Origin of the sequence: Ideonella azotifigens (genome assembly GCF_021043325.1) — a bacterium.
GTDB classification, from domain to species: Bacteria; Pseudomonadota; Gammaproteobacteria; order Burkholderiales; family Burkholderiaceae_C; genus Ideonella; species Ideonella azotifigens.
Genome location: NZ_JAJNKD010000019.1, coordinates 1 through 12,184 on the forward strand (window position 1 = coordinate 1; position 12,184 = coordinate 12,184).

At 70.1% G+C, this 12,184-nt stretch carries 9 protein-coding genes; 4 read left to right on the top strand and 5 right to left on the bottom strand.

Going from position 1 to position 12,184, the window contains the following annotated elements; genetic code table 11:
• Positions 1 to 253 precede the first annotated feature (253 nt).
• A complete protein-coding gene (locus LRH25_RS27120; protein WP_231012889.1) occupies positions 254 to 781 on the bottom strand; it encodes a hypothetical protein in 528 nt (175 codons plus the stop codon).
• A gap of 111 nt (positions 782 to 892) precedes the next feature.
• On the opposite strand from LRH25_RS27120, the gene LRH25_RS27125 reads away from it, so the two are divergent.
• The gene (locus LRH25_RS27125) at positions 893 to 4,594 is read left to right on the top strand and encodes a CHAT domain-containing protein (RefSeq protein WP_231012890.1); all 3,702 of its coding nucleotides are present in this window, start codon (positions 893 to 895) and stop codon (positions 4,592 to 4,594) included.
• Here LRH25_RS27125 and trhA read toward each other — a convergent pair.
• A complete protein-coding gene (gene trhA / locus LRH25_RS27130) occupies positions 4,591 to 5,274 on the bottom strand; it encodes a PAQR family membrane homeostasis protein TrhA (protein ID WP_141289685.1) in 684 nt (227 codons plus the stop codon). The two genes, LRH25_RS27125 and trhA, sit on opposite strands and share 4 nt — an antisense overlap.
• A gap of 122 nt (positions 5,275 to 5,396) precedes the next feature.
• Complete coding sequence (locus tag LRH25_RS27135; RefSeq protein WP_141289684.1) at positions 5,397 to 6,080, bottom strand: class I SAM-dependent methyltransferase; 684 nt, start codon at positions 6,078 to 6,080, stop codon at positions 5,397 to 5,399.
• 154 nt (positions 6,081 to 6,234) lie between these two features.
• Between LRH25_RS27135 and LRH25_RS27140 the strand changes: the two genes are divergently transcribed.
• Positions 6,235 to 6,729 carry a CreA family protein gene (locus LRH25_RS27140; RefSeq protein ID WP_141289686.1) on the top strand — a complete coding sequence of 165 codons (495 nt, stop codon included), beginning with the start codon at positions 6,235 to 6,237 and terminating at the stop codon, positions 6,727 to 6,729.
• A 93-nt stretch (positions 6,730 to 6,822) separates the two neighbouring features.
• Here the strand turns inward: LRH25_RS27140 and LRH25_RS27145 are convergent, their stop codons facing one another.
• Complete coding sequence (locus tag LRH25_RS27145; protein WP_141289683.1) at positions 6,823 to 8,343, bottom strand: CoA-acylating methylmalonate-semialdehyde dehydrogenase; 1,521 nt, start codon at positions 8,341 to 8,343, stop codon at positions 6,823 to 6,825.
• A 106-nt stretch (positions 8,344 to 8,449) separates the two neighbouring features.
• Between LRH25_RS27145 and LRH25_RS27150 the strand changes: the two genes are divergently transcribed.
• Positions 8,450 to 9,382 (top strand): LysR family transcriptional regulator, encoded by a 933-nt coding sequence (locus tag LRH25_RS27150; protein WP_231012891.1) that lies wholly within the window; start codon positions 8,450 to 8,452, stop codon positions 9,380 to 9,382.
• A 638-nt stretch (positions 9,383 to 10,020) separates the two neighbouring features.
• Positions 10,021 to 10,743, top strand: coding sequence for a YecA/YgfB family protein (locus LRH25_RS27155; protein ID WP_231012892.1), 723 nt, complete (start codon positions 10,021 to 10,023; stop codon positions 10,741 to 10,743).
• Between the two features lie 106 nt (positions 10,744 to 10,849).
• On the opposite strand, the gene LRH25_RS27160 is transcribed toward LRH25_RS27155, so the two are convergent.
• The gene (locus LRH25_RS27160) at positions 10,850 to 12,181 is read right to left on the bottom strand and encodes an Hsp70 family protein (protein ID WP_231012893.1); all 1,332 of its coding nucleotides are present in this window, start codon (positions 12,179 to 12,181) and stop codon (positions 10,850 to 10,852) included.
• Between the last annotated feature and the right edge of the window lie 3 nt (positions 12,182 to 12,184).

The following is a 12,184-nucleotide window of genomic DNA, read 5'->3' on the forward strand; positions in this document are numbered from 1 at the left end:
GAGCGCGCTGGCATGGCCCACTGCGCGCCCAAGCTGAACCCCAAGGGCGATCCGGCCAAGTACCTCAGCGACAAGGGTGCACCGTGGGCCAAGCTGGCCAACGAAAAGCCCAAGGGTGAAACCATCGCCTACGACACGCTGTTGAATGCGTGGAAGGCCGGCAAGGTGCGCTGAGCAGGCGCTTCACTCACTGTCTGTCCTTTGCAGCGGCCTTCGGGCCGCTTTTTTTGTGCGCGGAACTCGATGTCTTGCGTCAGTCCCGCCAGGCCCGCTCGACCAACTCGGCCGTGTCCATCGGCTTGCCGGCCTTGGCTGTGGCGGCTTTCCATTCGGGCGGTGACGGCGCCATGCGCTGGGGTGGGATGCCTTCGGCAAAGCCCAGCTTGATGGCGAAGACCAATGGGCCGCCCTGGACTTCGAGTGGCGGGACCTTGCGGATGTCGGCGACCAGCGCGGCGGCGACTCCGGGCGGCAACGCGGGCTCGAAATCCAGCCAGGCGTTGCTGCGCTTGCCGGGGCGCACGGCGACGACGATGAAGCCGCCGACCGAGGGCAGGGAGTCGTTGGCCGCGGCGACGTTGCGGATGGCCGCCTGCACCGCGGCGGAATAGGCGGACAAGGCCTGCACGCTGGGCATGCGGCCCTGCAGTTCGTCCTCGGACTGCATCATCACCAGGTTGAAGACCTTCACCGGTGCCGCACTGGCAAGCGATGTGAAGAGGACGAGCAGGCCCGCGGCGGCCAACCGGCAGGGGACGCTCGCGCCAAAGCGGCTTTGCATGCGCTGATACTCCGTGTGCTGGGTGAAACCCGCGCAGCGTAACTGGGCCCGCCCCCACTTCGCAAGCGCGCCGTGTCGCCCCTTGTGCCACCTGCAGACCGCTCATCGCCAATGCCCACCCGCCGCCCGCCTTCCCCCTCACCCAACCCGCCCGCGCTGAAGCTGCAACTGCCTGGCCATGCCGCGCCGGCCCGCTCGCTGCCGGTGCAGCAGGTGGCGGTGCAAAGCGCCAGGCGCATCGAGCTGGACGGTGGCACCGCGCGACGCGGCGGTGGCGCTGACGTGGTGGTCGGTGCGGCGCCGGACGAAGTGCTGCGGCTGACGCTGGAAGACGGTCTGGTGCTGTGGTCGCGGGTGGACGATTTCCTGCAGGAACACGGCCAGGCGCCAAGCACGCGGGGCAAGGCAGCGGGCAACTGGGCTGTGCCGCCGCGGCTGGTGCCGAAGCGGCTGGAAGAGGGCCCGAAGCGCGGTGCTGTGGGCGTGGCGCTGCAGGCGCTGGAGCTGTTCGGCGTGGACGTGGCCGGCCACGCCGCGGCGGCGCTGGGCGCGAAGCTGGAAGCACGGCAACTGGGCGGCCGGGCGCCGGGCCTGTATCGCGTGACGCTGGACGATGGGCCGCCGGTGCTGCAGTCGATGGCAACGGGTGAGCTGCCCGCCGATGCGCCGCTGCTGGTCTTCCTGCACGGCACGATGTCCAGCCTTGCCGGCAGCTTTGGCGACCTGTGGCGCGACGATGCGCAGGCGCAAGCCGCGCGTGCCACGCTGCATCAAAGCTACGGCGGGCAGGTCTTCGCCTTCGAGCATCGCAGCCTGACCGAAAGTCCGGTGGCCAATGCGCTGGCGCTGGCCAAGGCGCTGCCGGCGGGCGCCAGGCTGCACCTGGTGTCTCACTCGCGCGGCGGGCTGGTGGGCGAGCTGCTGTGCCTGGCGCAGCGCACGCCCGCAAGCACCGTTGCGATCCTGAAGGCCGGCCTGTTTGACGGCATGCCCAAGGACCAGGCGGACCTGGCCGAGCTGCTGCAGGTGCTGGATGCCAAGCGCCTGAGCGTTGCGCGTTTCGTGCGCGTGGCCTGCCCGGCCCGCGGCACCACGCTGGCCTCCGGCCGGCTGGACCGCTGGCTGTCGGTGCTGGGCATGCTGGCAGGCGATGGCTGGCTGGGCGACGCGACTGACTTCCTGCTGAAGGTCGTCAAGGAACGCACCGACCCGCGCACGCTGCCGGGGCTGGAAGCGATGATGCCCGGCTCGGCGCTGACCCGGCTGCTGCGCCTGCCGGGGCTGCAGACCACGGCCGACCTGAGTGCGATCACCGGTGACCTGGCGCCCGAAGGCCGCTGGGGCAAGCTGAAGCTGCTGGCGGTGGACTGGTTCTACGGTGCCGACAACGACCTGGTGGTCAACACCGGCTCGATGGCCGGCGGGCTGGCTCGGCCGGTGGGCGGCGCGCGTTTCCGCTTCGCGCAAGGGCCAGCGGTCCACCATTTCAGTTACTTCAATCAAGCGGAATCGGTCCGCTGGTTGCTCGACGGGCTGACCCGGGCCGACGATGGGGACGGCGGCTTCCTGCCGCTGGACGACGCGCAGCAGACAGAGCCCAAGGCGCGCGCGGCGATGGCAGAAGCCGCCGCGGCAAACCTGCGTCAGGAACCGGAGATCGCCGGCACCGCCGCGCCGTTGCAGGTCAGCGTGCTGCACGGCAACCTGCGCTATGTGCCGCACGCGCTGCTGATCGGCCATTACGCAGCCAGCCGGCTGACCGGCACCGAGGCGGCGGTGGACCGGCTGATCGGCGGCGCGATGCAGCAGTCGCTCTCGGCCGGGCTGTACCCCGAGGCGCCGGGCACGCAGCAGCTGTTCAGGCATGCGGGCGGTGACACGGCGCTGCTGCCGCTGGTGATCGTGGCCGGGCTGGGCGAAGAAGGCCAGCTGCGGCTGCCGGAGCTGGTGCACACCGTGCAACAGGCAGTGATCGCCTTTGTGCAGCAGCAGCACGGCGCTGGCGGGGCCCAGGGCCTGACGCTGGCCGCCACGCTGCTGGGCAGCGGCGGCGTGGGCATGACGGCCGGCAGCGCGGCGCAGGCCATTGTGATGGGCGTGCGCGAGGCCGGGCAGCGGCTGCGCCAGAGCGGCTGGGCAGGCGTGGCGCAGCTGCAGCTGGTGGAGCTGTACCTGGACCGGGCGACCGAGGCCTGGCAGGGCCTGTCCATCCTCTGCGGCAGTCGGCCAGGCGAGATGGCGCTGGTGCCCGAGGTGCTGAGCGGCACCGGCGGCATGCGCCGGCCGGCAGAGTCCGGCTACCGCGGCACCGGCTACGACTGCTTTTCAGCGCTGACCGTGCCGGACCGTGGCGACGAGCCCGGAGGCGAGACAGGGGCCGATGCGCATGTGCCCTCGGGGGAGGGCGCGCCGCGGGCCAGCGCCATCGCCTACACGCTGGACACCCACCGCGCGCGCTACGAGGTGCGCGCGCTGCGCACCCAGCCGCGGCTGCTGCGTTCGCTGGTGCAGGCGGCTTCGACCCAGGCGCGGCACGACCCGGCGCTCGGCCGCGCGCTGTTCAAGCTGCTGATCCCGGCCGAGATCGAGGCCTACCTGGGCGGCAGCGACAGCGGGCCGGCGGCCAACGAACTGGTGATCCAGCTCGACCCCGGCACCGCCGGCATTCCGTGGGAGCTGCTGGATGCTTCCGCAGAAGACGGCGAGACCCGCCACCGGCCGTGGGCGCTGCGCACGCGGCTGTTGCGCCGGCTGGCACTGGCGACCGGCAGCCCGACCGCGCCGGCCATGCCGCACGACGCGCGGGCCGACGATGCGGTGCTGGTGATCGGCGAGCCGCAGGTGGACCTGAGCCGCTACGGCGCACTGCCGGGCGCGCGCGCCGAGGCGCGGGCGGTGCTCAAGGCCTTGCAGCCCGGTGCCGCGCAGGTGCTGGCCTGCGTGCCCGAGGGCGACGGCCCCAGCCCGTCGGCGCACGAGGTGATCACGACGCTGCTGGCGCGCGACTACCGGCTGCTGCATGTGGCCGGCCATGGCGAGCCCGGGGCCGATGGCGGCGTGGTGCTGTCAGACGGCAATGTGCTCGGGCCGCGCGAGGTTGCCGCGATGCGGCGCGTGCCTGAGCTGGTCTTCCTGAACTGCTGCCACCTGGCGCAGCAGCCGGCCGGCGCGCTGCTCGCCAGCACCGCGCTGGACTGGCCGCGCTGGGCGGCGGGGTTGGCCGGCACGCTGGTCGGCATGGGCGTGCGCTGCGTGGTCGCGGCCGGCTGGGCGGTGGACGACGCGCCGGCCGCGCTGTTTGCCGAGACCTTCTATGCCAGCCTGCTGCGCGGCCACCGCTTCATTGACGCGGTGGGCGAGGCGCGGGAGGCCGCATGGGCGCAGCATCCGCAGAGCAACACCTGGGCCGCCTACCAGTGCTACGGCGACCCGGACTGGCGCTGGCGGACGGCGGTGGGCGACGCGCAGTCCGCACCCGCGGCGCAGCAGCGCTTCGAGGGCATTGTCTCGGCGCCTGCACTGGCGCTGCAGTTGGAGAACCTGCTGCTGGGCCTGCGGCACAGCGGGCTGCCGCGGGTTCAAGCCAGGGCGCAGATCACGGAACTGGTGGCGCGTTTTGGTGCACGCTGGGGCGGCTGCGGCGCGGTGGCCGAGGCCTTTGGCCTGGCACTGGCCGAGTGTGAAGACTGGCCGGCGGCCGCGGAATGGCTGCAGCGCGCGGTGGCTGCGGAAGATGCCAGCGCCAGCATGGCGACGCCGGCACACCTGGCGCGGGTCAGGAAGAAACTGCGCGGGAAGCGCCCAGCCGCTTAGGCCAGCGGCGCGGCGATGGCCGGGCCGTGGGAATGCCACAGTGCGGCGAAGAAATGGCAGGTGCTGCCGCCCAGCACGAACAGGTGCCAGACGAAGTGGGCGTAGCGCACCTTGTTGTCCAGCATGAAGACCAGCGCGCCCAGCGTGTAGCTGAGGCCGCCGGCCACCAGCCAGCCCAGCCCGGCTGGCGCCATGCGCTCGACCATGGGCACGACGGCGATCAGCGCCATCCAGCCCATGGCGATGTAAAGCCCGGTGGACAGCCACGGGTGCTGCAGCCGGTTCAGCAATTTGACGACGATGCCGACCAGCGCCGCGCCCCAGACCAGGCCGAACAGCGTCCAGCCCCAGCCGCCGCGCAGCACGCCCAGCGCAAACGGCGTGTAGCTGCCGGCGATGAACAGGTAGATGGCGGCATGGTCCAGCCGGTTCATCCAGACCTTGGCGCGGCCCAGCGGCAGCGCGTGGTAGATGGTCGAGACCATGTACAGCACCATCATCGTGATGGCGAAGACGCAGGCAGCGACGACGCTCAGCGTGCCACCCTGCTTCAGGGCCTGCATCACCAGGATGGGCAGCGAGGCCACGGCAAGCAGGAAGCCCAGGCCATGGCTGATGGCGTTGGCAATTTCCTCGCCCAGGGTCTGCGGGCGGTCTTCGGCGAAGCTGGCGCGGGTCATGGCCTATTGTGCAGGTGCAGCAAATTCCGTGGAAACCCTCATTGGCGGGGTGGGAACGCAATGTGTCGCCAGATGTGCAGCCGGCGGGCAGCTTGTTGCGCCAGATCAACGCCTGGCCGGGTTCAGGACGGCACTTGCCCCTGAGCCATGAACACGGTGCCGAACCAGCAGGGCTGGACCTGCAGGCCGGGCAGCGCGTCGGCCAGCAGTTGCCACGGTGCGTGCAGGCGGGCCAGCGTGGTCGTGGAGTACAGCGCAGCGCCCAGCACCCAGGCATTGCAGCCCCAGGCCCACCACGGCGCCCACTGCAGGCCGCAGGCGACCACCCTGGCGCCGGGCTTCAGGTGGGCCAGCACATGGGCCAGCGCCTCGGGCTGCTGCAGCACGTCGTGGGTGAAATGGAAGAGCGCGGCGTCGGCCAGCGGCGCCAGTGCCAGCGGCGCCTGGGCCGCTTCGCTTTCCAGCAGCGCCACCTGACGCAACTGCAGCGCGTCAACCCGCTGGCGGGCCAGGGCCATCATCTGCGGGCAGGGTTCGACGCCCAGCACCTTGCCGCGCGGACCCACCGCCTGGGCCAGCAAGGGCAGGCTGAGCCCCGTGCCGCAGCCCAGGTCCAGCACTGTCTCCCCAGGCTGCAGCGCCAGCGCCGAGACGGCTTGCCGGCGCAGGGGTTCGAAGACGGACAGCTCGACGTCATAGTGCGCGGCGCGGCGCTGGTAAAGCGCCTGGGCTGCCGCCAGGTCGGGTGCCGCAGCCCCCGGGGAGCCGGCAGGCGGGGCCTGGGACGGGTGAAGTGTGGGCGTCATGCGCAATCCTCCTTGAGGCTGGAGCATCAGGGCCCATGTCCGGCTTGTCCAGCGGAACTCTTGTCCAACGCGGCATCGGCCTGCTGGCGCTGCGACGGACAATGTCCCGGCCAATCGGCCGCCACATGAAGGGAATGAGCAGATGACGGAAACAATGCAGCGCCGCCGGACCCGTCCGGGCTGGCGGCTGGTCGCGGGGCTGGGCCTGCTGGCCGTGGCGGCCTGTGGTGCCAGCGCCGAGCCGGTCGGCGAGGTCGACACGGTGTTCAAGTGGATCGGCCCGGACCACAAGATCGTGGTGGATGCCTACGACGACCCGCTGGTGGCCGGTGTGACCTGCTATGTCTCGCGCGCCAAGACCGGCGGCATCAAGGGCGCACTGGGCTTGGCGGAGGACAAGTCGGAGGCGTCCATCGCCTGCCGGCAGGTCGGCCCGGTGTCGTTTGCCAAGCCGCTGCGCCAGCAGGACGAGGTGTTCAGCGAACGCATCTCGCTGGTCTTCAAGCGGCTGCGCGTGGTGCGCATGGTGGACGCCAAGCGCAACACGCTGGTCTACATGACCTACTCGGACCGGGTGATCGAAGGCTCGCCGCAGAACAGCGTGACCGCCGTGCCGGTGGACCGGGCCACGCCGATTCCGCTGCGCTGATTGGACAGACTCAAGGCAACGCAGGGTCGCCCCAAGTTGCCTTGATCCCCCCCGGGGGGCGGACCGGGCGCAGCCCGGGCCTTGGGGCGCCATTTACTTCGCGGTCGGCATCACGAACTCGGCACCCTTGCCGATGCTGGCCGGCCAGCGCTGCATCACGCTTTTCTGCTTGGTGTAGAAACGCACGCCTTCTTCGCCGTAGGCGTGCGTGTCGCCAAACAGGCTCTTCTTCCAGCCGCCGAAGCCGTGCCAGGCCATCGGCACCGGGATGGGCACGTTGATGCCGACCATGCCGACCTGCACGCGGCGGCTGAACTCGCGCGCCACGTTGCCGTCGCTGGTGAAGCAGGCCACGCCGTTGCCGAACTCATGCGCATTGACCAGCGCCAGCGCCTCGGCGAAGTCCTTCACGCGCACGCAGGCCAGCACCGGGCCGAAGATCTCTTCCTTGTAGATGCGCATCTCGGGCGTGACGTGGTCGAACAGCGTGCCGCCAGTGAAAAAGCCGTTCTCCAGGCCCGCCACCGTGTGGCCGCGGCCGTCAACAACCAAGGTGGCGCCTTCCTCGACGCCCACGCCGATGTAGCCCTCGATGCGGTCGCGCGCCTCGCGGGTCACGATGGGGCCCATCTCGGCGTCCAGCGCCATGCCGTTCTTGATCTTCAGCGTGCGTGCGCGTTCGGCCAGCTTGGGCACGAGCTTGTCGGCCACATCACCCACCAGCACCGCGACCGAGATCGCCATGCAGCGCTCGCCGGCCGAGCCGTAGCCGGCGCCGACCAGCGCGTCCACCGCCTGCTCCACGTCCGCGTCCGGCATCACCACCATGTGGTTCTTCGCGCCGCCCAGCGCCTGCACGCGCTTGCCGTGGTGGGCGCCGGTCTCGTAGATGTACTGGGCGATGGGCGTGGAGCCGACGAAGCTGATGGCGCGCACGTCCGGGTGCTTGAGCAGCGTGTCGACCGCCAGCTTGTCGCCCTGCACGACGTTGAAGACACCGTCCGGCAGGCCGGCTTGCTTCAGCAGCTCGGCCATGAACAGGCTGGCCGACGGGTCGCGTTCGCTGGGCTTCAGGATGAAGGTGTTGCCGCAAGCCAGTGCCACAGGGAACATCCACATCGGGACCATGCACGGGAAGTTGAACGGCGTGATGCCGGCCACCACGCCCAGCGGCTGGCGCAGCGTCCAGTTGTCGATGCCGGTGGAGACCTGGTCGGTGAAGTCGCTCTTGAGCAGCTGCGGTGCACCGCAGGCGAATTCGAGGATGTCGATGCCGCGGCTGACCTCGCCCTGCGCGTCGGTGAAGACCTTGCCGTGTTCGGCGGTGATCATCGCGGCCAGCGTGTCGCGGTGCTGGTTCATCAGCGCGAGGAACTGGTTCAGCACCCGCGCCCGGCGGATCGGCGGCGTGTCGGCCCAGGCGGGGAAGGCAGCTTGCGCGGCAGCGACCGCAGCATTCACGTCGGCCTCGGCTGCCAGCTGCACCTGGCGCGCCACCGCGCCGGTGGCCGGGTTGTAGACCGCCTGGCTGCGGCCGCTGCTTGCCGGCACGCGCTGGCCGGCAATGAAATGGCCGACATCGGCGGTGTGAGTGAAGGCTTCAGGGGCGCCCATGGCGGTCTCCAGTGGTTCGGCGGAAGCTTTGAGTCTAGGCAGCGCCCGCCTTGCTGCCAATGCCAAAAACCTGGATTCATTGTTCAGTTTGGCGAACAATCCCGCGATGAGCTCGAACAACAGCATGCCGCCCTGGGGCCACCTGCACGCCCTCACCACGCTGGCCGAAGCCGGCAGCTACACCGCCGCCGCACGCCGCCTGGGCCTGAGCAAGGCGGCGATGAGCCAGCGCATCAGCGAGCTGGAAAGCGCTGCTGGTGTGCCGCTGGTGCGACGAACCACCCGCAGCGTGCGGCTCACGGAAGCCGGGCAGCTGCTGGCCGAGCGCACCCGGCCCGCGTTCGAAACCCTGCAGGACGCTTTCAGCGGCGTGCGCGACCTGGCTGGTGCACCTCGCGGGCTGCTGCGGGTGACGGCGCCCGTCGCACTGGCGCGCCAGCAACTGGTGCCGCGGCTGCCGGCCTTTCTGGCGCAGTACCCGGAAGTGCGGCTGGAGCTGGAGCTGTCCGACCGGCTCAGCGCGCTGGCGCAGGACGGCTTCGACCTGGCGCTGCGCCACACCAGCTCACCGCCGGAAACGCATGTCGCCTGGCAGTTGTGCGAGACCCATTCGGTGCTGGTGGCCAGCCCGGACTACCTGGCGCGCCACCCGGCGCCAGCGCACCCGCAGGCGTTGGCCCTGCATCAATGCCTGTTCTACCCGCGGGCGGGTGACGCGCCGGGCTGGAGCTTCGAGCCGCGCGGTGGCGGTGAGCGCCTCAGCGTCGGTGTGGCCGGGCGATTGGCGGCCAACAACAGCGAAGCCTTGCGCGACGCCGCGCTGGGGGGGCTGGGCATCACCTTGCTGCCTGACTTCAGCGCGCAGGCCGCGCTGCGCGACGGCAGCCTGCGGCAACTGCTGCCGGACTGGCGCCCGGTGGGCAGCTTCGGTACGCACTTGTGGGCCATCCGGCCCCGCACGGCCCAGGTGCCGCGCACGGTTCAGGCACTGGTGAGCTTTTTGCTTGTAGGTTTCAACTCAGGCTTCCAGTTGCCATGAAGCAGCAACAAAAGCCTGCTCGAATGCCGCCGGGCACGGTGTACCCAGGCCGCCGGCCAAAAAAAACGACCCAGCCCTTGCGAGCTGAGTCGGATAAGTCCTCCAAGAGGACGTCGTTGGGACCGTTGGCGGCAATGCGCTTGCCAGGGCGCCAGGTGCAAAAAGCAACCGACAACTGGGCGAAAGCATTGCCAGATGGGGTGAGCCGCGAGCGCGTGCCTGCAACCTGATTCACCGTCCGAGCCGTGGCATCAGAATGCGCCGACTTGAACACAAGCTGATGCCGTTACCTTCTCAACACGCCCCGAAATCGACCGAATAAGCGATGACGGGAGGGTCGCTTCAAGTTTTGCTGTGGCGCGACCGTGAACAAGGACAGAACATCTGGTGAACGCATCGGCTTGTCGAAACAAGGCAATGCACGGATAGGTTTGCAAGCGCTCTTCGCTGCTCATTCCATCGACCGTGAAGTGGAATGTACGGCGATGCTTAGGCCCGTGACATCCCCCTGACGGGGGATTGGGTAAAAGGTCACACATGAGGGACAAGCGGTTTGCGCCGGCGCCACACTCCTGGCGCATGGCGCTTGCATTTGGGGCGGGCGATGCCCCGGTCCGGCGCGCGAGGGACAATTGAGCATGGCCACCTCTTCCGCAGCCCCTTCCCCGCAATCCCTTGCCCCGCTGAACGATGCCGACATGGAACGGCTGGAGCAGCTGCTCGACACCGTGCCGGCGCCGCTGGAGCCGCTGGACCTGATGATGCTGGACGGTTACCTCTGTGGCGTGCTGCTGCAGCCGGCACAGGTCCCTGAGGCGCGCTGGTTCCCGCATGTGATCGATGCCGACGGCCGCGCCGCACCGGCCAGCTTTCCAAGCGCGCCCTTGCAAGCCTTGGTGCGCCGCCGCCATGCCGAGCTGAACCGCGCCATCCACGGCCGCCAATGGTTCGACCCCTGGGTCTTCGAGCTGGACGACGAGGACGATCCGCTGCAAACCGTGATGCCCTGGGTCGCTGGCTTTGCGCTGGCGATGGAGTGTTTCCCGCAGCTGATGCGCAATGACGCGCGCGAGGTGCTGGAGCCGCTGGCCGTGCTCTATCGCGTGTTCGATCCCGAGGACCTGGAAGACGCGGACGACCTGCTGGAAATGATAGAGATGATCGAGCCGCCGGCCGACCTGTCCGACGCCGTCGAAGGCCTGGTCACCAGTACCTTGCTGCTGGCCGACGTCAGCCGCCCGCAATCGGGCCGACCGGCCGGGGCCGCCGCCAAGGCGCGCAAGCCGGCTTCACAGCGCGGTGCAGCTGCCCGCCCCGCGGGACGGGCTGCGCCTGCCAAGAAGACCGGCCCGAAGCACTGACGCGAACCGGGTGCGGCCTTCAGCAGCCGGCGCCGAGCCGCCTCAAGGCGGCTGCGCAACCCGCCCGGCGGGTGGCTCCGCGTACCCGCGGAGCCGGGTGCCCCATCTAGCGGAACACGCGCTGGGCATGCAGGCCCAGGCCTTGCGCCACGCTGGCCAGGCGGTCGCCGCGCACGGTGCGGGCATTGGCAAACGGCGCGGCAATGCGCGTGGCCAGCGGGGCCAGGCCGGTCGAGCCGCCGGTCAGGTAGACCGCCTCGATGCGTTCGGGCGTGACCCCAGCCAGCCGCACCGTTTCGACCCCTGCCTTCACGATGCGCGCCAGGTCCGCTTCCAGCGCCGCCATGGCCTGCGCTTCGCCCAGCGTGGTGCTCAAACGGGGCTCCACGGCGTCCAGGTCGATGTGGGCCGGGCGGCCTTCGGCCACCGCGATCTTCGCGCCTTCGGCCTCGCCCATCAGCGCATGGCCCAGGCGCTCGTCGACCACGGCCATCAGCCGCGTGTGCAGCTGCGTGTCGGCATAAAAAGTCTTCATACGCCGCAGCTCCATGACCCGCTGCGGCGTGTAGACGGTGTTGATCAGGTGCCAGGTGGCGAGGTCGAAATAGACCTTGCTGGGCACTTCGCGGGCTGACGGCGGCGGACCCAGCGCCTTGAAGCCGGCCAGCGGCAGGATGGCGCTGAGTTCGACCTGGCGGTCGAAGTCGGTGCCGGCGACGTGCACGCCGTGGCTGGCCAGGATGTCGCCAGCACGCTCGATCTGCGCGGCGCGCTGCGGGCCGACGCGCACGACCGAAAAGTCCGAGGTGCCGCCGCCGATGTCGGCCACCAGCACCAGTTGCTCGTGGTCGGTGGTCGATTCATAGTCCAGCGCCGCGGCAATCGGCTCGAACTGGAAGCTGATCTCGTCGAAGCCGACCAGGCGCGCGGCCGCTTCCAGGGCCGCCTGGGCCTGCGCGTCGCGCACGGGGTCGTCGTCGACAAAAAACACCGGCCGGCCCAGCACCGCGCGCCGCAGCGGCCCGCCGGCTTCGGCCTCGGCGAGCGACTTCAGGTGCTTCAGGTAGCCGGCGATCACGTCCAGGAAACGCACCGAACGGCCGGCGCCGACATCGGTGCCCTGCTCGATCAGCGGTGAGCCGAGCACGCTTTTCATCGAGCGCATCAGCCGGCCTTCGACGCCGTCCACATAGGCGGCCAGCGCGGCGCGGCCGTAGAGGCGGCGCGGGTCGGCGTGCGGCGGCTGGCCTTCCATCGTGTAGAAGACGGAGGTCGGCATGGTGCGCTGGCCGGGCTCGACCTCGACCAGGTGCACGCCGCCATCGTCAGGCAATGCGATGGCCGAGTTCGAGGTGCCGAAGTCGATGGCGCAGAAGGCGGCGGTTTGAACGGCGGGCTGGCGCGCCGAGCTGGGGTGTGAGGAGGCGGCGTCTGGCATGGG

Coding starts and splice junctions, on each gene's coding strand:
- LRH25_RS27120 (WP_231012889.1), bottom strand. CDS start 781: ATGCAAAGCCGCTTTGGCGCGAGCGTCCCCTGCCGGTTGGCCGCCGCG.
- LRH25_RS27125 (WP_231012890.1), top strand. CDS start 893: ATGCCCACCCGCCGCCCGCCTTCCCCCTCACCCAACCCGCCCGCGCTG.
- trhA (WP_141289685.1), bottom strand. CDS start 5,274: ATGACCCGCGCCAGCTTCGCCGAAGACCGCCCGCAGACCCTGGGCGAG.
- LRH25_RS27135 (WP_141289684.1), bottom strand. CDS start 6,080: ATGACGCCCACACTTCACCCGTCCCAGGCCCCGCCTGCCGGCTCCCCG.
- LRH25_RS27140 (WP_141289686.1), top strand. CDS start 6,235: ATGCAGCGCCGCCGGACCCGTCCGGGCTGGCGGCTGGTCGCGGGGCTG.
- LRH25_RS27145 (WP_141289683.1), bottom strand. CDS start 8,343: ATGGGCGCCCCTGAAGCCTTCACTCACACCGCCGATGTCGGCCATTTC.
- LRH25_RS27150 (WP_231012891.1), top strand. CDS start 8,450: ATGAGCTCGAACAACAGCATGCCGCCCTGGGGCCACCTGCACGCCCTC.
- LRH25_RS27155 (WP_231012892.1), top strand. CDS start 10,021: ATGGCCACCTCTTCCGCAGCCCCTTCCCCGCAATCCCTTGCCCCGCTG.
- LRH25_RS27160 (WP_231012893.1), bottom strand. CDS start 12,181: ATGCCAGACGCCGCCTCCTCACACCCCAGCTCGGCGCGCCAGCCCGCC.